We start from the raw sequence: 22620 nt of genomic DNA, 5'->3' as shown, positions 1-22620 counted from the left end.
AAACACCTCGTTTTTCAGTTAATCTTTACTGCGCTCTGCGCCGCAACGGCATCGGTCGGATGGGCGATATCACCTTCATTATCCTCGACCGGAATATCCTCAAAACCCAGTAGCAGTGTGGTGACGAATGAAATCACAATTGCCAGCACCATGACGCCAAACACCCATACGATACTCATTGGATTCGCAGGGTCGAAGAACTGGACACTGGTAAACAGCCCAGGTGAGGCCATGGAATGACTGGCTAGCCCACCAATACCCGCTACCGCACCACAAATAAACCCACTGATTAGGCTGGCGATTAATGGGCGTTTGAGTCGTAACGCGACGCCATAAAGTGCGGGTTCAGAAATACCGGCCACGATTGCCGATGCCGCCGCAGCCAGTGCTGTCTGGCGCAATTCTGGGTTTTTGGTTCGCCATGCAACAGCCAATGAAGAGCCGCCGAGCGAAAGGTTCGCACCAATTTCCGATGGCATGACCATGCCCTCTTTGCCCGTTTCGGCAATGGTTTGAATGATGGTCGGGGTGAATACACGGTGCATGCCCGTCATCACCAGCAATGGCCAGAGTGCGCCCATAATCGCCACAGAGAGCCAGCCCAGATAATCATGTACGCTGTACACCAGAGATGAAATGCCACTACCAATCCAGATCCCCAGCGGTCCGATGAAAATGATCGCGATAGGCGCAGAAATCAGCACAATCAGCATGGGCTTGAGGAAGTTTTTCGTTACCGCAGGGGTGATGCGATCAACCCAACGTTCGATATACGAGAGCAACCAAGTCATGCACAATGCAGGGATCACGGTATAAGTGTATTTCACCGCTGTGACCGAAACACCCATAAATTCAACATGCTGGCCTTGGGCGGCTTTCGCCATCAAATCAATAAAGGCGGGATGGACCAACACACCCGCAATGGCGATAGCCAGCGACATATTGGTTTTGAATTTGATGGCAGCAGAGGCCGCCACCATCACTGGCAGGAAGAAGAAAGCACCGTCACCAATCACATTAAGAATAATCAGTGTCGATGAGCCTTTCTCAAAGATACCGGTCATATCCAGTATCATTGCCAGCAATTTCACCATCGAACCGCCAATGATGGCCGGGATCAGCGGTGACATGGTGCCAATCAGTGCATCTAAAATGCCAGCCCCGATACGTCTTAAGGTAATTTTGTTTTTCTGTGGCTGAGCATTTTCAGGCAATGTACCTTCTGGTAAGAGTTTCAGCACTTCTGCATAGGCATACGCTACATTATTGCCAATGATGACCTGACATTGGTTTTCATTTCGTACCACGCCCAGCACACCACTGATCGATTTTAACTTTGCCAGATCAACCGCACTGTCATCATTGAGCACGAAACGTAAGCGTGTCATACAGTGAGTCACTGCCCCGACATTGTTGGCTCCGCCAATAGCCTCGACAATTTGCTGAGATACTGCGGCATAATTCTTTGACATGAGTAACAACTCCCCGTAACGACGCACGCTGAGCTAAGCGAACTATTTGCGGTCAAAGGGTCACTGCCCTTACCAGCATAATGGTACAATTAGCCATTGTATTCATATAGTTATGATTAAAACATTTACCGAGCAACCATCTAACTGTATTCTTTTTAGACAAATAGGTAACCGGTTCCACATGAGAATCGTTAATTGTTGATTGAATTTCAATAGCTATAGAAACAGTATTTCAATTTTGTGATGGTGATCGGCATGAATGTGGCAATTGCCCCCATTCAGCGGGCAACTTCTTATTCGCAGTAGCATGTCCGCAGCCATGAGCCATAGTCACGTATCCGTAGTCACGTGTAGAATGAACGTCAATATTTATAAGCCAGGAAGAATCTATGTCGACGATGCAGGAAGTGGCAAAAAAAGCCGGTGTCTCAAAAGCCACTGTTTCTCGGGTTCTATCAGGCAAAGGCTATGTCAGCGAAGCGACCAAAGAACAGGTCTATAAAGCGATTGAAGAAGCGGGATATCGGCCAAATTTATTGGCGCGAAATTTGGCGACAAACAAATCTGAATGTATCGGTTTCGTGGTCACCAATACACTTTACAATGGGAATTACTTTAGTGAAATTCTCTCCCAAGCCGCGAAAAAATTAGAAAATAATGGCCGGCAGTTAGTGTTAGTCGACGGAAAACACAGCGCCGAAGAAGAACGAGAGGCTATTCAATTCCTGCTAGATCTGCGTTGTGATGCCATTATTATCTATCCTCGATTTTTGACTGTCGATGATATGGATTTGATCATCGATAAATACAAACAGCCAATTATGGTGGTCAACCGAAAATTAAGAAAAAATGGTAGCCACTGTATTTTCAGCGATCATGCAGGTGCGAGTTACAACGCCACACAATATCTTATCGAACGCGGGCACCGTGATATCGCTTTTATTACCGGTTCGCTGGACTCCCCGACTGCGATTGAGCGCCTTTCCGGCTATAAGAGTGCGCTAACCGCCAGCTCTCTACCGATACAAGATACGCTGATTGTGCAGGGAAAATGGACGCCAGCATGTGGCTTCGCGGCCGTAGAGTCATTACTCACAGGTCAAGTACCGTTTAGCGCCATTATTGCTAGCAATGATGATATGGCCATTGGTGCGATGAAAAAATTAAATGAAGCAAAGATTAAAATACCGGATGAAATATCTATCATTGGATTCGATAATATTCCATTGGGGCCATTTCTTAGCCCGTCGTTATCCAGTATTAAAGACCCCGTCAGCAGCATGATCAATGAAGTCATCAACCGGTTAATATCAATGCTGGACGGGGGCTACTTATCAAACGACAATCTTTTTCAGTCTGATCTGATTGTCAGAGACTCCGTTTGTTATGGCCCTTTCTGGAGCCACAATTCATTGAGTCAAAAGCGTTAGCAAGAATTATTTAACCTGTACGCCTTCGACAGACAATATCAGCTCGACCTCTTGTGAGGCTGGGCCTAAATCGGTGGTGATATTAAAGTCTTTCAACTTAATATTACCATTCGCTTCAAAACCAGCGCGGTATCCGCCCCATGGATCACTGCCTTGACCTGTCAATTTGCTTTCCAGTGTCACAGGCTTAGTGACGCCATTTAAGGTCAGATTCCCGACCACGGTATATCCTTCGCCGTTCTTCTTCACTTCAGTAGACTCAAATGTCGCCTGTGGGAATTTACTGACGTTCAGGAATTCCTTGCTGCGCAGGTGTTTATCACGCTCTGCATGATTGGTATCAACGCTATTGGTGTTGATCACCACATTCACTTTATCGGCAGCCGGATTTTTCTCATCAAAGGTAAACGTTCCGTCGAAATCATTAAAGCTACCGTATAACCAGCTATAGCCTAAATGTTTAATCCGAAACTCGATAAAGGCATGTTGCCCTTCTTTATCGATTTTATAATCGGCGGCTACGGCGCTGCCGGCAGTCAACATCAGTGCGCCTACAGTCAGGCCCAATAGGGTCTTATTAAACATAGTTAATTCTCCATAATACAGTTGGTTAATCGGTGCTACGTCCCAGCATCCGTTTAAGGGTAATATCACCATCAATAAAGTGGTGCTTGATTGCAGCCAACCCATGCAATAGTGAAAGTACGACTACAGCCCAAGCCAGATAAAGGTGCACAGTTCCGGCGGTATCTGCCTGTTCAGGTAAGCCCGTTAATGTCGCAGGCACAGAAAACCAACCAAATACATTGATAGGTTGCCCATCAGCCGTCGAGATTAAATAACCGCTGAACATAATACAAAATAGAATAATATATAAAGCCAAATGAGCGAATATCGCGCTGGCACGTGTAAAACGACTATAGCTTGATAAGGGTTTCGGTGGCGGTGAAATAAAACGCCAAATAACCCGAAATAGCATTACAGCAAATAATAAGCACCCAATACTTTTATGTATTTCGGGTGCTTGATGATACCAGCCATCATAGTAGCCCAGCGTCACCATCCATAATCCTAAAGCAAACAATGCATAAACGGTTAATGCTACCAGCCAGTGGATGCCAATAGTGATGCGCCCAAACTGTTCCTTGGTATTTTTCCAAAGCATAATGAGTCCCTTATTGCTCAATTCACCGAACAATAGTCAAACATTATGAAACATAAAATCAACACTTATTTGATATAAGATATATTTCCATGCTGGCTTTCAGTTATTTTGCGCGAGTCGATCATCACTCGGTCAGTTTAATTGGCCGACTTTACTTAACTTGACACAGCTCAAACAAATATAGAGAAATAAAAATGACGCTATATTAGTCAATGCCTCATCGCCAGCATAAATTCAATTAAGATAATGTCTATTTGTTATGCATAAATCGTGTCATTCACGCATCGTAATAATGCTAAGTAATAGGGGGGAATACGGTGAAGTCGTCGACATAAATCCCCCAAGCTGATAGTGATATCGGCTTGGGGGAAATCGGGTCTGAATTACTGAAGAGACTGCTGTAACATCCAGTTCAATACTTGCGCAGATAGCTTATCACTCGCCAAACCAAACGCTTCAACCACCTCATTCATATCTGTGCCTTTTATTGGCTGACGGATTTCAAAATGACGAGTGGCGATAATTCTACGGTCCGAAATTCGTACCAGTCGAGCATCGAAACTGATCAGAACTTCACTGCGATCCGTCAGGTATACGCCCTGAAATGCAGAGAGATCGCCGCTTAACTCAATATCGGCTTGTAGACTATCGTCGTCACTACTGACAGCCCGAATACGACCATCCGCACGGAATTCCTGAATCAAGCGGTTACGCAGTAAAATCGGCGCAGGATCACTCCAGCGAGAGTTTTGGTAGACCGCAATTTCCTGCCCTTGCGGTTGCACGGCAATACGCGAACTGTTCAAGAATTGACTGGTCATCGGTTGAGACACTCGCAATGACCAATCCACCGTTTGCGCACGCGGCGTATTGGTTGCCGGCGGCACTGGCAATAGATAGACCTGTGAAATCGGCGCGGTAGGAAGGATAGTACAAGCAGATAGCAACATCGCCAGCATGGAGAGCATCAGTAACCCAGTGCGGCGTCCTGCGTTGCGCATTACCTTAAGAGATATCATCGAGGCGTAAACTCCTGTGTTCTTTCACGGCCACGCAGCAAGGCTGCTGGGTTTTCTTCCAAACGGGAAACGGCGGCGCGCAATGTGGCTAATGTTCTGCGCAGCTCATCCACCGCTGGCCCCAGTTCATTCATCCCTTGCATGCCGTTATTGAGCGAGGTTTTATTTTCGCTGACCAATTTATTGAGGATCGTGCTGGTATTTTGCAATGACGCCATGGTCTTAGCTGCATCGCCGAGCAGTTGTTTCCCCTGCCCCTCCATCAATCCATTAGCATTACGCAGTAAGCGATTGGTCTGTGCTAACGTATCATTGGCCTGTTTACTGGCCTGCGCCAACTGCTGCAACATGGTGCGGATATCTGAACGCTGATCCGCCACGGTCTGGGTGACCAACGCAAGATTATCCAGCGTTTTGATCAGTCGTTGTTGGTTATCCGGTTCCAAAAGCTGATTCAAACGCACCAAGACTTCATTGGCGTTACTCATGAAACTCTCACCATTAGCTAATAGCTGGCTCATCGGTGATGGGGTGGCCACAATAATCGGGATCTCACCATCTTCCCCTTCGAGCAACGGGCTTGATTGGTTGCCACTGCTGAACTGAATATTTGAAGTGCCCGTGATCCCGGCTACCGTCAAGCGCGCTTGAGTATCTTGGCGGATTGGCGTTGACGCCGATACGCGTACCCGCGCCCAAACTTTATTGGGGTTATCTCTGTCTAAACGTAGTTGTGTCACTTCACCGACACGAATGCCACTGTATTGCACTGTACTGCCTTGAGACAGGCCACTGACCGGTTCATTGAAGACGATATCGTACAGATTGAATTGGCGGTTTGAGCCAGCGTTGGTCAGCCATAGGCAAAATAACAGCGCGGCAGTGACCACAATGAGAGTGAACAAACCAATGACAACATGGTGCGCACGGGTTTCCATATTACAACCTCTCTCCACTATTCGTTGCTGCCTGATACGCAGCTCGGCCACGCGGGCCATGAAAATACGCCTGAATCCAGTCATCAGGGTATGCCGCGACGTTATCTAAAGTATCCACTACCAGCACTTTCTTCTGCGAAAGCACCGCCACTCGATCACAAAGTGTATAGAGTGTATCCAGATCGTGAGTCACTAAGAACACCGTCAAATTTAAAGCATCACGCAATGTCCGAATCAAACTGTCAAATGCTGCCGCCCCAATGGGGTCAAGGCCCGCCGTCGGCTCATCAAGAAACAAAATATCGGGATCCAATGCCAGCGCACGGGCTAAGGCGACGCGTTTAACCATGCCGCCCGAAAGTGATGCTGGATATTTACTGCCCGCACCTGGCGGCAAGCCTGCTAATGCCAGTTTAACTTGCGCCAAACGTTCTGCTTCATCCCGTGGCAATCCCGCATTTTCAATTAATGGCAGCGCCACGTTTTCAGTCACTGTGAGCGAGCTGAACAGCGCACCGCGTTGAAATAGAACACCAAATCGGCGTTCAACCATCGAGCGGGCCTGCCCCGACAGCGCCATTAAGTCCTGACCAAAAACATGGATCTGCCCACCCGTGGGGCGGCGCAATCCAACAATGCTGCGTAACAGGACGGATTTTCCTGTTCCTGATCCCCCCACTACGCCAAGGATCTCGCCACGCTGAACATCGAGATTCAGGTCTTGGTGAACCGTCTGTTTGCCAAAGCTGTTGACCAAACCGCGGATTTGAATAATTGCTTCTTGCGACATTTGGCTCACCATCCCATTTCCATGAAAAATAGCGCCGCGACGGCATCAAGCAAAATAACGACAAAGATAGAATGCACGACACTCGTGGTGGTATGAACCCCCACAGACTCGGCGCTACCGGTGACTTTAAAGCCTTCCAAACAACCAATAATAGCGATGAGGAAAGCGAAAACCGGCGCTTTACTGATCCCCACCAGAAAATGCTGCAATCCATTACTGCTTTGCATAATCGATAAAAACATCGTCGGCGAAATGTTTAGCGCTAAAGCACACACCACCATGCCGCCGAAAATACCGCAGATCATGCCGATAAAGGTGAGCATCGGGAGTGAAATTAATAGCGCCAAGACTCTGGGCAACACCAGCAACTCGACCGGATTCAGCCCCAGCGTTTGGATGGCATCAATCTCTTCATTCGCTTTCATCAGCCCGATTTCAGCCGTAAAGGCGCTGGCTGTCCGTCCTGCCATCAAAATGGCGGTGAGCAAAACCGCAAACTCACGCAAGAAAGAAAACACCACCAGATCAACTGTAAAGATACCCGCACCGAAGGTGGTTAACACGGTTGCACCGAGGAAAGCGATGACGGCCCCAACCAAAAAGGTCAGCAGCATAATGATGGGGACGGCATTCAAGCCAATTTGTTGAATATTGGCGATAAGCGACGTCATTCGCCAACGAGAGGGACGAAACATCGTGCTGAATAAAGCTTCGAGTGTTAGACCGACAAAGCCCAGTAATGACTTGAAGTCTTGCCATAAATTGTCCATCGAACGGCCAATGTTGGACAATAACTCCAGCCAAAATGGTGAGGGCTTTTTGGGCGGTTCTACCGCTAAATCAGGTAAAACACGGCTCACCGTTTCCAGCAAGACTCGGCGCTCTTCAGGCAATGTAGGGGCGAGTTCACGCAGTTGATTAACGCGTTCCTCGCCCAGTAATAAGGCCAGTAAAGTCGCCCCAGCCGTGTCCATCGCACCCAATTGGCTAAGATCAAAGACCACCGTCGCCGGGAGATTGGCGCGTAATTGCGTGACTTCAGGCTCAAGGGTGCGGTAATGCGCTAATACCCAATCCCCCTTTGCGGCAACTCGGGCAGGTTGAGCCGAGCTATCGATATCGAGTTGTGCTGTAAACTGCCGCTCGGTCATAGAGAAAGCCTTACTCTTTATTAAGATACGGTGATGATATCGTCAATATACCAAAAACCAATTCATAGCCTTAAATAGATATATCACACACTTTAGTAAGAGTAATGACTAATCAGAGTATTGCCAGACAGATTATTAGGCGACAATTTAAGTCTTCATCCGCCGAGATATCACATTAGGCGTTCGCCCATTGTGGCGATTGTTTCCTCGGCATCGTGAACCAGACAACGGCGGCCAATAGGATCAGCAACGCACTGGCGGTGCCTAATACCAAACTATGTGACGCCGAGAACGCAAGTTTGGCGCTCACCAGTAGCTGTTCATGCCCCCCCAGACGATTAACCACTTGGATAGTTTCGCTAATGGATGCACTCGCCTGCCTCACTAGATCCGCAGGTAAATCGGCCGGTAGCACAATAGAGGCGGTATAAGCGCGCGAGAGCATCAAGCCAAATATGGCAACGCCTAATCCAGCCCCCAGCTCATAAGCCATTCCCTCAACGGCACCCGCAGCCCCTGCTTTTTCAGGCGGTGCTGCGCTCATGATGGCCGCCGTCGAGGCTAATAAAGAGGCTTCGATGCTGAACCCGAGCAATATCATCCATCCCCACGCCAGATAGGCTTGAGTGGCAAAATCGGTCCATGCCAGCCCCAGAAAACTCAGCGAACTCAGTGCAATACCTGCGCTGGCGACGGCGCGCAGCCCCAGTTTAGCCACCAGCCAACCAGAAAGCGGCCCACTTACGCCACTGGCAATCATGAGCGGTAGTAAGAACATGCCAGCATCAAGTGGGCTTTTGCCCAAGACAAACTGCAATTCTTGCGTCAGAAGCAGCTCAAAACCGACCAATGTGATCATGGCGGTCATCGCCATTACCATCCCCACCGCAATCACCCGCTGGCTGATCAACCGAAAATCGATCATCGGGGTTGGGGTTGAGAGCTGATGGCGCACAAATGCATATAGCATGATCCCACCGAACAACGCTGTCAGGGAGGTCACCACCATATCGCCACCACCACGCAGCCCCGTTTTCGCCGCATAGACCAGCATTAAAATAGCGGTAATCAAGACTAATGCGGGAGCCAGTTTCCATGTTTGCTCTTTGCGAACAGGTTGGCTGGGGATCACCACCAGCGTGGCAATAACCACAATGATAATTATGGGAATATTAATCAGAAATACCGAGCCCCAATAGAAGTACTCCATCAAGACGCCGCCCACCAGCGGCCCCATCGCGGCCCCCATGGTACCAATCGCGACCCATATCCCAAGTGCCATCGCACGTTCCCGCTCATCAGTAAAGATATGGCGCACAGCGGATAAAGTGGCAGGCAAGATCATCGCGGCACCGATAGCCAGAAAGGCACGAGCAACAATAAGCGCGGCAACCGAAGGTGCCAGCGCTGCCGCCAAAGAAGCCAATCCAAACAGAACCGAGCCGATTAAGGCCAGTCGCTTAAAGCCTATGCGATCCCCCAACGCCCCCATTGGGAGTAATAAACACGCCATGACCAGTGAGTAGATATCAATGATCCACAGCAATTCGCTGCCCGTTGCGGACAGGGCAATGCCTAACCGAGGCGCAGCGACATGTAACACGGTTGCATCAATCGATACAGGTAAATACATCAAGATAATAACGTAGAAAACGATCCACTTTTTAGACATAAAAACGCTCAAATAGGGCAATAAAATAATGTTGAACACACGTTCAAGATGCGAATAATAGCGGAAAGTTGAACTAACGTCCAATTCATCACATAATGGCGTGCACATTGATGTTCCAAATGATTGATGTTCCAACTGACTGATGTGCCAACTAATTGATGTTTCAGATTAAGGAATTCTTTTGGCCTATTTGAACCGCGAAGAACGCCACGACACTATTTTGCAGGCTGCGATGCGTGTTGCCATTTCCGAGGGGATGGCCGCCACCACCGTGCGCCGTGTTGCCAGTGAAGCAGGTGTCGCTGTTGGGCAAGTCCATCACCACTTCTCGTCCGTTTCACGTCTACGCGCGGATGCTTTTTTGTGCCTAGTGAAACAATCGCTCGCCGCGTTTATGGTCAGTAGCCAAGAGTTACCCGCCACTGAACGGGTGCTAAAGGTACTGGGTTATCCGCAAGATGAAGTGGGACAAAGAGAAACTCGGTTGTGGAATGAAGTCTCGATTTTGGCTGAGCGAGACGAATTGATTAAAGCTGCCTATGCCGTCTCGATGTCTGATTGGCATCAGGCCACACTGGATGCTATCCATGCCGGAGTGGCCAGTGGCGCCTTTCGCACTGAGGTGAATGCCAGTGATATCGCTTGGCGTTTGATCGGGCTGATTTGCGGTTTAGATGGCCTGATCCAATTTACGGAACTCGGCTTTTCCGAAGCAGAAATTATGCGCCACCTATCGGCCATCATGACAACCGAATTGCTCAAATAAGCTAATTAACCTTTGGTTTCAGCCGGTTTAACACACTGGCGGTTTTTGCCGTCAATAATTGGCTATAATCGCTATTTAATGATTATTATCCCCAGTCGAAGGGGATTATTGAGAAGATAAAATGACTCAACAATCTACTGTCGCCGATGTTATCTATTACAACGGCACAATTTATACGGCTGATACGGATAACACAGTTTGCAGCGCCATCGCGATAGGCCAAGGCTATATTCTGGCTACTGGTGGTGAGGAAATTAAGCAAAAATTCAGCGGCCCTGATACCCAACTTATCGATTTGGCTGGCAAATTTATGATGCCGGGTCTGATTGATAGCCATATGCACCCTTTCTGGGGTGGGAAACAACTGATCGGTTGTAACCTCAATTATGCCGCGCTGAGTGTTGAGCAAACACTGGATATTATCCAGAAGCACCTCGATAGTGACCCGTTTAAAGGCGAGAATGACTGGCTGACCGTACGTGCTTGGCAGCGGCAAGCAATGACGCCAGTAGGCGCGGATATGAGCCGCGCGGCATTGGATTCGCTCGACACTCGCCGCCCTGTCGCGCTGTTCTCAAATGACTGCCATACCTTAGCGGCCAATAGTCGTGCTCTTGCCCTGCTGGGTATCGATGAAAATACCCCTGTGCCACCCGATGGTAAAATTGCCCGCGATACCCACGGGAAGTTAACCGGTATTTTGGAAGATGCACCGGCCATGCGTGCCTTTGATAGCATCCCATCCGCGACACCAGAGAAGAACGTGCAAATTGCCGCCCATGTGCAGCAAGTACTCAACGCTCAGGGTGTCACTACCGTGATGGATACTCGTGTTTTTGCCGAGCAATTGCTGGCTTTCCGTCGGTTACATGAACGCGATGAATTGACCTTACGTGTGCTCGGCGCAAAAGAAGTGACCCCTGATAGCCTGCAAGGGCCAGAAGATGCCGCGCGCGTGGTGCAAGAAGTGGTGGACTTTGGTCGTGAATGGGGCAGCCAAACATGGACTCCGGCACCGGGTTTTGCCGTCGATCACCTAAAACTCTTTATTGATGGCGTATTACAGCCCCCGACCATGACAGCGGCTTTATTGGAGCCCTATCGTGCAAACCGAGGTACCGCGCAGCAACCGGACTGGCAAGATACCGATCACTATGGCGATCTCTACTTTACCGCGCCGGTGGTCAATGCCGTGATTCTAGAGTGTGCACGTGCCGGTCTGCATCCCCATACCCATACCGTGGGCGATGGCGCTATCGAGATGGTGCTCGATGCCGTGGAGCAGATGCGCGCGGCATTGCCGGGCAAAGATATCCGCCCAGGATTGGCGCACAACGAGTTGGTCGCCGCCCATCAATATGACCGTTTCGCCAAGCTTGGTGCAACGGCAGTGCTTTCATTCCAGTGGGGTGGCTTGCCGGGTGTGTTGATTGATGAAGAGCGCGAGATGCTGGGCGAAGAGCGTTTTCAACATATGGAGCCTGCTGCGCGTTTTCTGGATGCCGGTGCGCGTCTCGCTTATGGCAGTGACTGGCCGATTGACCGCTTAGATGAGTGGTACAACCTGCAAGTGGGTATGACCCGCCGTGCGTGGGATCTTGAGGGTAATCCAGCCGGTCCACGGTTAGATAATGATCGGGATTTGACGCTGATTGAAACGTTACGCTCCGCCACGATTGACGCTGCCTATATGATTGCCAAGGAGCACTATATTGGCTCACTGGAAGCGGGCAAGTTCGCTGATATCATTATTTTGAAGCAGAACTTGTTTGAACAGTCGCCGCAGACAATTTATCAAACTGAAATTGAGTGCACGATCATCGGCGGTAAATCCGTCTATCCACTGCGGACTTAATATGCAATAAAGGTCGCTACTTTGACTCACCTGAATCACGGGTTCACGCCAGTGATTCAGGTAAATCGTCGCGGTAAACATCACCCTCATTTAACCCGCATCGCGATGGGCTTTTAAAGCAGCCCCCCTTGTGTCAGAATCCGCTTCTTTATGTTTTATAGCTGCATAAAAATGCAGCATAACGGTGCTCGTTTACACCAGGAGATGATACGGTAATGCCACAAAATATTCAGTTGCGCAGAGTGCTTAAAACCCCCGCGCTGGTCGCTTTCGGCCTTGCCTACATGGTGCCATTAGGCGTATTTACCACCTACGGACAGGTGACCGTATTAAGTCAGGGCCATCTGCCCATTGCCTATCTGGTGACTGTTGCCACCATTTTGTTTACTGCCCTCAGTTATTGCCGGATGACGAGCGCCATGCCGCTATCAGGTTCCGCCTACTCTTATGTCCAGCGCAGTTTTGGCGGGAAAACCGGTTTTCTGGTGGGTTGGGCACAAATTCTGGATTATCTGTTCCTGCCGATCCTGAACTATTTAGTTTTAGGCATTTTCTTGCATGAGGCATTCCCAGCGATCCCTGCCCCTATATTCATTATTGCGTCTATCGTCAGTGTCAGCCTGCTGAATATTCTCGGTGTACGGCTACTCACTTCAGTGAATTTCTCGCTGATCGCCGCGCAGATGATCTTTATCGTATTATTTATTGCCCTGTCCTTCAGTCAGGCCGATTTAAGCCCCGCCGCGTTGATGAAGCCGCTACTGGTGAACGCCGGTGATCTTTCAGGGTTGTTATCCGGCGCAGCAGTGCTCTGTTTAGCCTTCCTTGGCTTTGATGCCATTGCCACCATGGCAGAAGAGGCGCACGACGCGAAACGCACGCTACCGCGCGCTATTTTGTTTACCGTGATTAGCGCGGGTGCCATCTTTATTGCCGTCTCTTATGCCGCGCATTTGGCCTATCCAGATTGGCAGTCACTGATCCCCTATCAGGACACGGCGAGTTTGATTATCTCAGAGCACGTCGGCGGTAAGTGGATGTATAACTTCTTTATGGCGACTTACCTGACGGGTGTGTATGCCTCGGCCATGACCGCACAGACCAGCGTGTCGCGGATCTTCTATGCCATGGGCCGTGAAGGTGTGCTGCCACGTCGAGTGTTCTTCCATTTGCATCGTAAGTTCCACACGCCATGGCGGGCCATTTTGTTCGTCGCCACTATTTCATTATTAGCCTTGTTCCTTGATCTGAACTTAGTGGTATCGATGATTAGCTTTGGCGCGCTAGGTGCATTTACCTTCGTTAATTTGAGCGTGATAAAGCATTTTCTGATCAATGAGAAGCGCCGTGGCGCATCTGCCCTGTTTAAATACGGGCTATTACCGCTGATGGGATTTGTGATGTCAGTTTGGTTGTGGCTGCATTTGGAACAGCGCGCATTAGAGGTGGGCTTGTTATGGCTGCTAGCAGGCTTTATTTATCTGTTGTGGTTAACTCGCGGTTGGCGTAATTCCCCACCGTCAGTGAATCCGGATGATATTTCACATCTACTGTAATGCATTGAAATAATAGTAAAAGGGGCCACGGATAAACCGTATCGGTACGGATAAAGTGGCCATTGCGGAGAGAACTGGCAGATCGTAAAGACGCCGTAAATACCTCCCTGTAGGCTCGAGCCGCGCCATCCTTGGCGCGGACGCTTTACTCTTCTGCCAGCCCTCACCGTTTCCGATCGAGTCGTCACAATTCATCAACAGTCTGAGGTCCACTAATGTGGCCCTCAATTATCGTCAATAACCTCTGCGCGCCCTGCCGACCGCTTCCCCCAGTTGCCATACTGCCATCGCATAGTGAGTACTGTGGTTGTAACGGGTAATGGTGTAGAAATTCGGTAAACCGTACCAATACTGATAGCCCGTGCCGACATCAAGGCGCAATAAGCTGGCTTCCTGATAATCACCCAGTGGAGTCGTCGGGCTTAGCCCTGCCGCTGATAAAGTCGAGACTGGGAACTTGGTTTTAAAGCCATTATCAAGAGAAGGTGCTTGGCCGTTCGCAAGAATGGCAACAGGGGCCCCTTTCGTCCAACCATGTGCTTTGAAGTAATTGGCAACGCTGCCAATCGCATCCTCTGGGTCCCATAAGTTGATATGCCCATTACCGTTAAAATCAACCGCATAGCTTTTAAATGATGATGGCATAAATTGGCCATAACCCATCGCACCTGCGTATGAGCCTTTCAAGCTGAGTGGGTCATTACCCTCAGCCCGCGCCATCAATAAGAAGGTTTCTAGCTCACCGGTGAAGTATTCAGCCCGACGCGGATAAGCAAAAGAGAGTGTCGCCAAGGCATCAATAATGCGCGTCTTACCCATCACTCGGCCCCAACGCGTTTCAACGCCGATGATACCGACGATAATCTCAGGCGGTACGCCGTAAATCTCGTAAGCACGCTGAAGCGCCTCTTCATATTGATTCCAGAAGATCACCCCCTTTTGCACATTATCAGGGGTAATAAATTGGTTACGATAGCGGTTCCAAGCCCCATTTGGCCCAGAAGGACGGCCTGATGTCGGTGCTTGCTTATCCATCAAACGGATAACCCAGTCCAGTTTTTGCGTTTGAGCCAATACATCATGCAATTGTTCACGTTCAAAACCGTGCTCACGCACCATTTTGTCAACAAAACGCGCGGTGTCTGGGTTATAAGCGAAATCACCGTTTTGCAGATGCCCTTGATGTTCCGGTTCAAGTAAAAAGCCGCTCTGAAGCAAAGCTCCCGTAGGTTCAGCCGCTACAGGTGCCGCAGGCTTGCTACTACAGGCCGAGAGCAAAGCAAATAAGGGGAGAAGAACAACCAAGTAGCGCATTGAATACCCATGAAACATGCAAAAAAGTGATAGCTATGTTAAGCCATTGTTTGATCCGAACAAACAGGAAAATGTAGAGATAGTGCTTTAGCAAAAGGGGATAAGCACTTATGCACACATCGCTTGGTATTTAGTAGGGCGTTGGATCAGAATAAACCGGCTCGAGGCGCTTAGCCCGCAGGTTTCGTCCCATGTCGCAACTGCCGGTATTCGAGTATGGTCAACACAATCACCACCACATCCAAGAGCGTTATCAGAATCAACATCGGTGAGTGGGTGAAAGTATAACGATAGAGTTGATAAGCAATAAATAAGCTAAAAATAACAATGGCCATAGGATAATAGCCTAACTTTTTGCGCCACAGCCCGACAATGATCCACAATTTAATCGCACCGTGAGCGACCAAATAAAAAGCCGCAAAATGCAAACTGCTGATGGAAAGACTCTGTGCAGCATGCAGCAAATAATTCGCCACGACATCACCACGGTCTTCGATAAATTCAACCTGCGTAATGCGATGTAACAGATGAAGCAAAAATTGCGGAGTAATAAAGTAGGTTAAAATCCCAGCGATAATTTCCATCACGGCCAAAATGGCTTTTAACAACAGGCTAACTTCAAAAACCGCGTGGATATTCTGTTCTCCGAAGAGATTTTTTCGATCAAAACGATGAGTGACTTTCGCCATCGCGCTAATTCCTTGCGTAGTCAAACCTAAACAATCGCAACCCAAGATAGAATAATAGCCGAATCCTGCACTCGCCTCTACGAAGCGATATTTTAATCCGGCAAGTTAAAACATTCTCGGCGAACACGCTCAATATGGATGGTCAAAAACATCAACTCTTCTTTACTGAGATCCTGCTGATAATACATTTTAATATGCCGCTGAATTTTAACGGCGCAGCGATAAGCCTCAACATAATTCTCTTTTATTGAATCATGTAACGACTCATCATCACTAGTGACGCCATTACGGCCCAACATACGTTGGGAGAAAAACTTCAAATGAGTGACAAAACGGTGGTAACTCAAGCCATCTTCGTCGTATTCCAACTTAAATTGGTACTTAACGATGTGCAGAATTTCCTGCATGACTTTCGTCACTTGCATCACTTCAGGCATATCGCCATTCAGTTGAGCATTGACTAAATGTAGCGCGATAAATCCCGCTTCATCTTCACGTAATTGAACGCCGAGCCGTTGCTGAATGATTTGCAAGGCTTCACGGCCTAAGGAGAACTCTTTGGGATAGAGCCTACGAATCTCCCACAGCAATCCATTGGCGATATCTAAACCTTGCTGATGGCGCTGAATAGCGTAAAAACAGTGGTCAGTTAGTGAGATATAGATATTGTCATGTAACTTACCCAGCTTTGCTGTCGCCATAGTGATAATACAATCGCAGGTGATCATCACTTCTAATGGAATGGAGCTCAGCAACTCACTGAGCCGCGATACCCATTCATTGTCCTTCAGGGCGAACACTTTCTCGATCAGCGCATTGTCCAACGGCTCGCCAAGGCGTTTTTGGAAGCCAAGACCGCGCCCCATAATCACCTGTTCTTGCCCGTACTGATCGAGCACAATAACCACATTATTATTTAGTATTTTCGTGATGCGCATTTCTTAGCCCTGAAAACAAAAAAACCTGACTTAGTAGCATTCATCAAGCCACTCAATCAGGTTTTGCCCGCCATTGACGGTGACAATCCAACTCTAGCTAAATTACCATGTTACTCCCCGACAACAAGCCGCTAATAATGAAAAACGTGATGGGGATCTATCCATTATTTGGAGAATAAGGAATCTCGATACCCTTTAAGTCAACCAGTGAGGCAATAAACCCAACAAACGATAAAATAAACTGTCCGAAACTGCACAGTAAATACAAGAATAGTCTCATCCTATTCTCCAGGCACGCAGCAGGAAATTAAGACTTTTCTTGAGAAAGATAAAATAAATTAAATTTAAAACACCCATTAGCTTAAATGAAATATTCCAGTTTCATTTGAGAGTGATTCTTTATTACAGCTAGCTCATTTTTTAATTGTATTAATAATATGTATAGAGAACCGTTAATATCTCTATAAAAATTATTAATAACTCTCGCTACGCTCACATTACTTTCCTTGGAAATATCGTTACCTCGCCTTAATTGATTTACATCATATGAAAGTAACAATTTATTTCATAAGGTGGAGGATAACCGCTTTATTCTGATTTTTTTATTTTCGCCAGATAATGTCTTTAGCAAAGGTAATGTCGATGAATAACAATAAAAAACCACCCCAGGGTTCACTGAGTCGCCGTGAATTTATTCAAACATCTGCCGCAGTGACCGGTGCTGCGGCTATTGCGGGTTCAATCACTCTTCCTTTCGCTGCTCAGGCTACATCAGCCCAAACACCAGCAACAAGCGAAGAAACCATTAAATACAGCGCTTGTTTGGTCAACTGTGGTAGTCGTTGCCCACTGAAAGTTCACGTTAAGAATGGCGAAATTATTAAAATTGCTAATGAAGCTATTTATGACGATTCGACTTTTGGCGAGCATCAGATTCGCCCGTGTCTACGTGGCCGATCTGTTCGCTGGAAAACATATCACCCCGATCGGGTGAAATACCCCATGCTACGTGTTGGTAAGCGCGGTGAAGGTAAATTTAAACGTATTAGTTGGGATGAAGCGACCACCATCGTGGCGGACAACCTGAAAAAGACCATCGCACAATACGGTAACGAAGCCATTTATTATCAATACGGTTCCGGTTCGACCGGCGCTAATTTACAAGGCCGTAATGCCTGTAAAAGAATGCTGAGCTTACTGGGTGGTTTTCTCGATCAACACGGTACTTATTCTACCGCTCAAATAAATACCGTGATGCCTTATATTTATGGTAATGCTGATGAAACCTTGCTGGATGAAATTAAAAACTCAGATTTAGTGGTGATGTTTGGTCATAATCTGGCAGAAACACGTATGTCAGGCGGTGGTCAATATATTGAGACGATCCATGCTCTAGGAAAAAGCAAAGCCAAGGTCATTATTATTGATCCCCGAATGACCGACAGTGTCACCACCTTAAATGCAGAATGGATACCGATATTCCCTGGCACAGATGCCGCACTCGTCGCGGCATTAGGGTATGTCCTAATCAAGGAAAATCTCACCGATGAGGATTTCCTGCAAGAATATTGTGTCGGCTGGGATGCCACAACCCTACCCGATTCAGCCCCTGCCAATGGCTCGTATAAGGATTATATTTTAGGCAATGGCAATGACGGAGTAGAGAAAACCCCGCAATGGGCGAGCGAAATAACCGGTATCGACCCAGTGCGTATTACTCAATTGGCCCGAGAATTAGGCAATGCCCGCGCGGCTTGGATTTCGCAAGGTTGGGGCATTCAACGCAGCGCCAATGGTGAGCAAGCCGCTCGCTCAATTATGATGTTACCGCTCATGACGGGGAATATTGGACGAGCAGGAACCAATACTGGCGCATGGGGTGGAAACGTAAAATACCCTGTTCCGGGATTCAGTATTCCTAACCCAGTGAAAACAGCCATTCCTTGCTTTATGTGGACGGATGCTATTTTCCGTGGCACCGAGATGACCGCGCAAAATGCCCATGTGAAGAATAAAGACAAACTTGATACTAATATTAAGTTTATGTGGAATTACGCCAGTAACGTTATTGGAAATCAGCATTCTGATCTGAATAAAACCCACAACATTTTACAAGATGAATCGCTGTGCGAGTTTATTTTGGTGTGGGAAAACCACATGACTAACTCTGCCAAATATGCAGATTTACTCTTACCTGATGTCACCTCGGTGGAATCCAACGATCTGATTGATAACTCCTACGCCAGTGGCGCTTATCACTACGTCACGCGGCTGCAAAATGCTATCGATCCGCTGTGGGAATGTCGCCCGTCGTATGATGTTCTCGCTGAAATCGCCACGAAGCTCGGGATTGGCGATGCCTTTACTGAAGGCCATACGCAGCAAGAATGGATTGAAATCAGCTATAACAAGATGCGTGATAAGAATCCCGCATTGCCGCCTTTTGAGCAAACCGATGACCAAGGCATTATCGACCGTATTTATGCTGATAGTAGCGAATATATTGCCTTAAAAGCCTTCCGTGATGACCCACTCAATCACCCACTCAAAACACCGTCCGGCAAAATTGAGATCTACTCCGAAGCACTGGCCACGCTGGAAAAAGAGTGGCAACTGGCACCGGGTGATCGCATTACCGCTGTCGCAGAATATTGCCCGACGTTTGAAGGCGTCAGTGATATCGAAACCATGAAAACCTACCCGTTACAGATGACCGGTTTCCATATCAAAGGCCATACCCATTCTTCTTATTACAATGTCGCGATGTTGCGCGAAGCCGTTCCTCATCAGTTCTGGATGAACCCCATTGATGCGCAGGCTCGGGGCATTCAGCAAGGTGACATGGTTGAGATTTTCAATGACCGTGGCCGTATTCGCATTGCTGTCAAAATCACCGAAAGGGTCTTACCGGGCGTGATCACCGTGCCACAAGGGGCATGGCGTAATCTCAATAAAGAGGGCGTCGACGTCGGCGGGTGTATCAATACCTTAACCACGCTGCGACCTTCTCCGCTAGCGAAAGGTAACCCGCAACATACCAATCTCGTTGAAGTAAAACGTGCATAAGGATCTGAAAAATGAAGCAATATGGTTTTTTTGTCGATTCAACCAAGTGCACGGGCTGTAAAACCTGCCAGATCAGCTGCAAGGATGAAAAGAATCTGGATCTTGGGCCAAAGCTGCGCCGCGTGTATGAATATGGTGGTGGAAGTTGGACCCAGCAAGGCAATCTCTGGGTACAAAATGTGTTCAATTACTATTTATCGATTGCCTGCAATCACTGCTCATCCCCCACTTGCGTGACAGGCTGCCCAACCGGTGCCATGCATAAACGTGAGGAAGACGGTTTGGTGGTGGTTAATCAAGACCTCTGCGTCGGCTGCCGCTATTGTGAAATGCGCTGTCCGTATGGCGCACCACAATTTGATGCCACGAAAAAACTGATGACCAAATGTGATGGCTGCTATCAGCGGGTTGCTGAAGGGCATAAACCCGTTTGCGTCGAATCTTGCCCACAACGTGCGCTCGATTTCGATGACATCACCCTATTAAGAGATAAGTACGGTGAAACCAATGCCATTGCGCCGTTACCGCACGCACATCTGACACAGCCTAATTTGGTCATTAGAAGTCATCGTGATGCCAAACCATCCGGCGACACATCAGGCCGCATCCAAAATCCGGCGGAGGTATAAAATGCATGAATTACCCTTAGTATTTTTCACGGTGCTGGGGCAAACCGCCGTCGGGTTGTTTGCATTGGCGCTAGTGAGCCACAAACTCGGCATGACGACGGCATTACAGCTTAAACACGCCAATATTATTGGACTGATATTGATGATAGCGGGCCTGATCGTCGGCACATTACACGTCGGGCAACCGCTGCGCGCCGCCACCATGTTGATGGGGGTAGGCCGCTCGCCAATGAGTAACGAAATTCTGCTCAGTGGCCTGTTTGTTGCCATGGCCTGTGGCACCGTATTTTTCTCGGTTATCGTCAAAAATACCGTACTGGCGGGCCTGTTCAATGTGGCTACGGTGATATTTGGGCTCGCCTTTGCTTGGTCAATTACCGAGGTTTACCAACTGACAACCGTGCCTAATTGGGATACGTCCTATACTTCGCTGCAATTGTGGATGACGGTGCTGGTCGGCGGCGGTGCGTTTGCCATGGTGGCGGGTGCTCGCCAGTTAGGTGCGACAGCCCTGCTCATCGGTGCGATTGTCACATTGGTGAATAAGCCCGGTTATCTCAGTTTCCTCGGGCAAAGTGCCGTGGACCTCAGTAGTCAGCAAGCCTGGCTTTGGGGAGCCCAAATTTTGCTACTGACATTGGGTATTTTTGTGGCTTCCGCTGCACTGCTAAAAGATAGGATCCCACGCGCTACTCTGGCGGTCAGTGCTTCAGTGTTGGTTATTGGCGAACTGGCTGGGCGTATTGCTTTTTATAATCTTTGGCAAGTGCCAATGTAACCTAATTTTTTGATTTTATTCGCTTATAGTTCAACCTTGGATGGGCCACCTGCGGCTCATCCAATTTAAGCTAATAGAGCCTAAAGAGAGATCATTTTGACGTTATTAGTGACAACGCTGCCACGTATTTTAGGCGCACTTTTTTACTCTCCTCCGCAATCCGAAACCGCGCGGCAGCTTTGGCCGTTATTGCCACAAATCACCGAGTATTTTCCTTGGCCGGATCGGGTTGAAATTGCACAATATTGCCAGCAACTGCACGATATTAACCCCGAAGCACTGGAATATGATTTTTCGATTCTGTTTGAAGGACAAGGCGAGATGCCGGCCCCGCCTTGGGGATCGGTTTATTTAGACAAAGAAAATTGCTTGATGGGGGCCAGTACCCTGCGATATCGCGAGTTTTTAACTGGATTAGGATTGGTAAGCCAAAGCGCTATCCGTGAGCCGGAAGATCAGTTTGGCTTGATGCTCTTGGCTTGGGTGTATTTGCTGGAACAAGATTCAACAAAACAACATCCATCGAAACAATACTCAGCGAAACAACATTCATCGAAACAACCACCGAGCGAAGCCGCGACTGTGCTGCTCACCGAGCATTTACTGCCGTGGGCTTATCGCTACCTTGAGTTTGTCAAAAATGCCCAGACCGAACATCAGGTCTATCCGATATTGGCTGTTATCTGTGAGAGTTACCTGAAAACCCTGCAAACCGAATTGAACTTACAGCCTCAGTCTTACCCAGTATTTCGCTGAACATAGTTTCGGTGAACATAGTTTCGATGAATGTAGTTTCAATGAACATGGTTTCGCTAAACATAAAATAGCGGCAATAGAGAACAATGATAAAAGACGAGCGCTACTATAAAGCTTACATGGAAAGCCGCACTATCAGCCGACGAGGGTTGTTCCGTGGGTTGTTAAAAGGCGCTCAGCCTCTTGACGCTTACTCATCAACGCTCCCCGCGACGACAGCTATTCGGCCACCTGGCGCCGTGGCAGAAAATCTTTTCCTACAGCGTTGTACCGGCTGTCACGCATGTGCCGATGCCTGTGGCGAAAGCCTGATCGTGATGGTGAACCAACGGCCAGAGTTAGATTTTTCCACACAATATTGTGGCCGCTGTCATGCCTGCAACACGGCCTGCCAAACGGGTGCATTATCCCACTCCTCATACGCTATCGCAGCACGACCCGTGGTGAAAAACACCTGCCAAAACAGTTATCTCTATTGTGACAGCTGTGCTGATTATTGTGAGCGACAAGCCTTACAGTGGCAAACTCAACAGCCACCAAGACTCATTGATGACCTTTGTGATGGTTGTGGCGAATGCACCTTTAGATGCCCTGCCGTGGCGCTAGAGATGCAGCTAATTGAACAAAAATGAAGGA

At 48.2% G+C, this 22620-nt stretch carries 20 protein-coding genes; 9 read left to right on the top strand and 11 right to left on the bottom strand.

Annotated elements, in window-relative coordinates; all coding sequences use genetic code 11:
* Window positions 1-14: 14 nt before the first annotated feature.
* Complete coding sequence (gene ascF / locus DA391_RS06760) at window positions 15-1472, bottom strand: PTS cellobiose/arbutin/salicin transporter subunit IIBC (protein WP_050872841.1); 1458 nt, start codon at window positions 1470-1472, stop codon at window positions 15-17.
* Between the two features lie 389 nt (window positions 1473-1861).
* Between ascF and DA391_RS06755 the strand changes: the two genes are divergently transcribed.
* Complete coding sequence (locus DA391_RS06755; RefSeq protein WP_050872843.1) at window positions 1862-2902, top strand: LacI family DNA-binding transcriptional regulator; 1041 nt, start codon at window positions 1862-1864, stop codon at window positions 2900-2902.
* Between the two features lie 6 nt (window positions 2903-2908).
* Here DA391_RS06755 and DA391_RS06750 read toward each other — a convergent pair whose 3' ends face one another.
* The 7 genes from DA391_RS06750 to DA391_RS06720 all read right to left on the bottom strand — a co-directional run bounded on the left by DA391_RS06750 (window position 2909) and on the right by DA391_RS06720 (window position 9637).
* The gene (locus tag DA391_RS06750; RefSeq protein ID WP_019211980.1) at window positions 2909-3487 is read right to left on the bottom strand and encodes a YceI family protein; all 579 of its coding nucleotides are present in this window, start codon (window positions 3485-3487) and stop codon (window positions 2909-2911) included.
* A 25-nt stretch (window positions 3488-3512) separates the two neighbouring features.
* Window positions 3513-4067, bottom strand: a complete 555-nt coding sequence (locus DA391_RS06745) for a cytochrome b (protein ID WP_050080073.1) — start codon at window positions 4065-4067, stop codon at window positions 3513-3515.
* A gap of 383 nt (window positions 4068-4450) precedes the next feature.
* On the bottom strand, window positions 4451-5086 hold the full coding sequence (locus tag DA391_RS06740; RefSeq protein ID WP_050080074.1) for an ABC-type transport auxiliary lipoprotein family protein: 636 nt from the start codon (window positions 5084-5086) through the stop codon (window positions 4451-4453).
* Complete coding sequence (locus DA391_RS06735) at window positions 5083-6024, bottom strand: MlaD family protein (RefSeq protein WP_050080075.1); 942 nt, start codon at window positions 6022-6024, stop codon at window positions 5083-5085. Before DA391_RS06735 ends, DA391_RS06740 begins: the two co-directional genes overlap by 4 nt.
* Window position 6025: 1 nt before the next feature.
* Complete coding sequence (locus DA391_RS06730; protein ID WP_019211984.1) at window positions 6026-6826, bottom strand: ABC transporter ATP-binding protein; 801 nt, start codon at window positions 6824-6826, stop codon at window positions 6026-6028.
* Window positions 6820-7965: an MlaE family ABC transporter permease gene (locus tag DA391_RS06725; RefSeq protein WP_057644800.1), complete on the bottom strand. Its 1146-nt coding sequence runs from the start codon at window positions 7963-7965 to the stop codon at window positions 6820-6822. Before DA391_RS06725 ends, DA391_RS06730 begins: the two co-directional genes overlap by 7 nt.
* A gap of 175 nt (window positions 7966-8140) precedes the next feature.
* Window positions 8141-9637, bottom strand: coding sequence for a SmvA family efflux MFS transporter (locus DA391_RS06720; protein WP_072187325.1), 1497 nt, complete (start codon window positions 9635-9637; stop codon window positions 8141-8143).
* A gap of 181 nt (window positions 9638-9818) precedes the next feature.
* Between DA391_RS06720 and DA391_RS06715 the strand changes: the two genes are divergently transcribed.
* The 3 genes from DA391_RS06715 to DA391_RS06705 all read left to right on the top strand — a co-directional run bounded on the left by DA391_RS06715 (window position 9819) and on the right by DA391_RS06705 (window position 13814).
* Window positions 9819-10403 carry a TetR family transcriptional regulator gene (locus DA391_RS06715; protein ID WP_050080077.1) on the top strand — a complete coding sequence of 195 codons (585 nt, stop codon included), beginning with the start codon at window positions 9819-9821 and terminating at the stop codon, window positions 10401-10403.
* 121 nt (window positions 10404-10524) lie between these two features.
* Window positions 10525-12258 carry an amidohydrolase gene (locus tag DA391_RS06710; protein WP_050080078.1) on the top strand — a complete coding sequence of 578 codons (1734 nt, stop codon included), beginning with the start codon at window positions 10525-10527 and terminating at the stop codon, window positions 12256-12258.
* Window positions 12259-12473: 215 nt separating this feature from the next.
* A complete protein-coding gene (locus tag DA391_RS06705; RefSeq protein ID WP_057644803.1) occupies window positions 12474-13814 on the top strand; it encodes an APC family permease in 1341 nt (446 codons plus the stop codon).
* A gap of 234 nt (window positions 13815-14048) precedes the next feature.
* Here DA391_RS06705 and mltB read toward each other — a convergent pair whose 3' ends face one another.
* The 3 genes from mltB to licT form a co-directional block, all read right to left on the bottom strand.
* Complete coding sequence (gene mltB / locus DA391_RS06700; protein ID WP_019211989.1) at window positions 14049-15128, bottom strand: lytic murein transglycosylase B; 1080 nt, start codon at window positions 15126-15128, stop codon at window positions 14049-14051.
* A gap of 170 nt (window positions 15129-15298) precedes the next feature.
* Window positions 15299-15817: a DUF2127 domain-containing protein gene (locus DA391_RS06695; protein WP_019211990.1), complete on the bottom strand. Its 519-nt coding sequence runs from the start codon at window positions 15815-15817 to the stop codon at window positions 15299-15301.
* 92 nt (window positions 15818-15909) lie between these two features.
* Window positions 15910-16755, bottom strand: a complete 846-nt coding sequence (gene licT, locus DA391_RS06690; RefSeq protein WP_050080079.1) for a BglG family transcription antiterminator LicT — start codon at window positions 16753-16755, stop codon at window positions 15910-15912.
* Window positions 16756-17397: 642 nt separating this feature from the next.
* Here licT and DA391_RS06685 point away from each other — a divergent pair.
* From DA391_RS06685 to DA391_RS06665, 5 genes are all read left to right on the top strand, one after another.
* The gene (locus DA391_RS06685; protein WP_057644806.1) at window positions 17398-19821 is read left to right on the top strand and encodes a DmsA/YnfE/YnfF family dimethyl sulfoxide reductase; all 2424 of its coding nucleotides are present in this window, start codon (window positions 17398-17400) and stop codon (window positions 19819-19821) included.
* 11 nt (window positions 19822-19832) lie between these two features.
* A complete protein-coding gene (locus DA391_RS06680; RefSeq protein WP_050287350.1) occupies window positions 19833-20450 on the top strand; it encodes a DMSO/selenate family reductase complex B subunit in 618 nt (205 codons plus the stop codon).
* 1 nt (window position 20451) lies between these two features.
* Window positions 20452-21228: a dimethyl sulfoxide reductase anchor subunit family protein gene (locus DA391_RS06675; RefSeq protein ID WP_108087478.1), complete on the top strand. Its 777-nt coding sequence runs from the start codon at window positions 20452-20454 to the stop codon at window positions 21226-21228.
* Window positions 21229-21324: 96 nt separating this feature from the next.
* Window positions 21325-21984: a TorD/DmsD family molecular chaperone gene (locus DA391_RS06670; RefSeq protein WP_057644811.1), complete on the top strand. Its 660-nt coding sequence runs from the start codon at window positions 21325-21327 to the stop codon at window positions 21982-21984.
* A gap of 86 nt (window positions 21985-22070) precedes the next feature.
* The gene (locus tag DA391_RS06665; protein WP_057644815.1) at window positions 22071-22616 is read left to right on the top strand and encodes a 4Fe-4S dicluster domain-containing protein; all 546 of its coding nucleotides are present in this window, start codon (window positions 22071-22073) and stop codon (window positions 22614-22616) included.
* The last annotated feature ends 4 nt before the right edge of the window (window positions 22617-22620 follow it).

Source organism: Yersinia massiliensis, assembly GCF_003048255.1.
GTDB classification, from domain to species: Bacteria; Pseudomonadota; Gammaproteobacteria; order Enterobacterales; family Enterobacteriaceae; genus Yersinia; species Yersinia massiliensis_A.
This window is presented reverse-complemented; position numbering and strand designations above follow the sequence as displayed.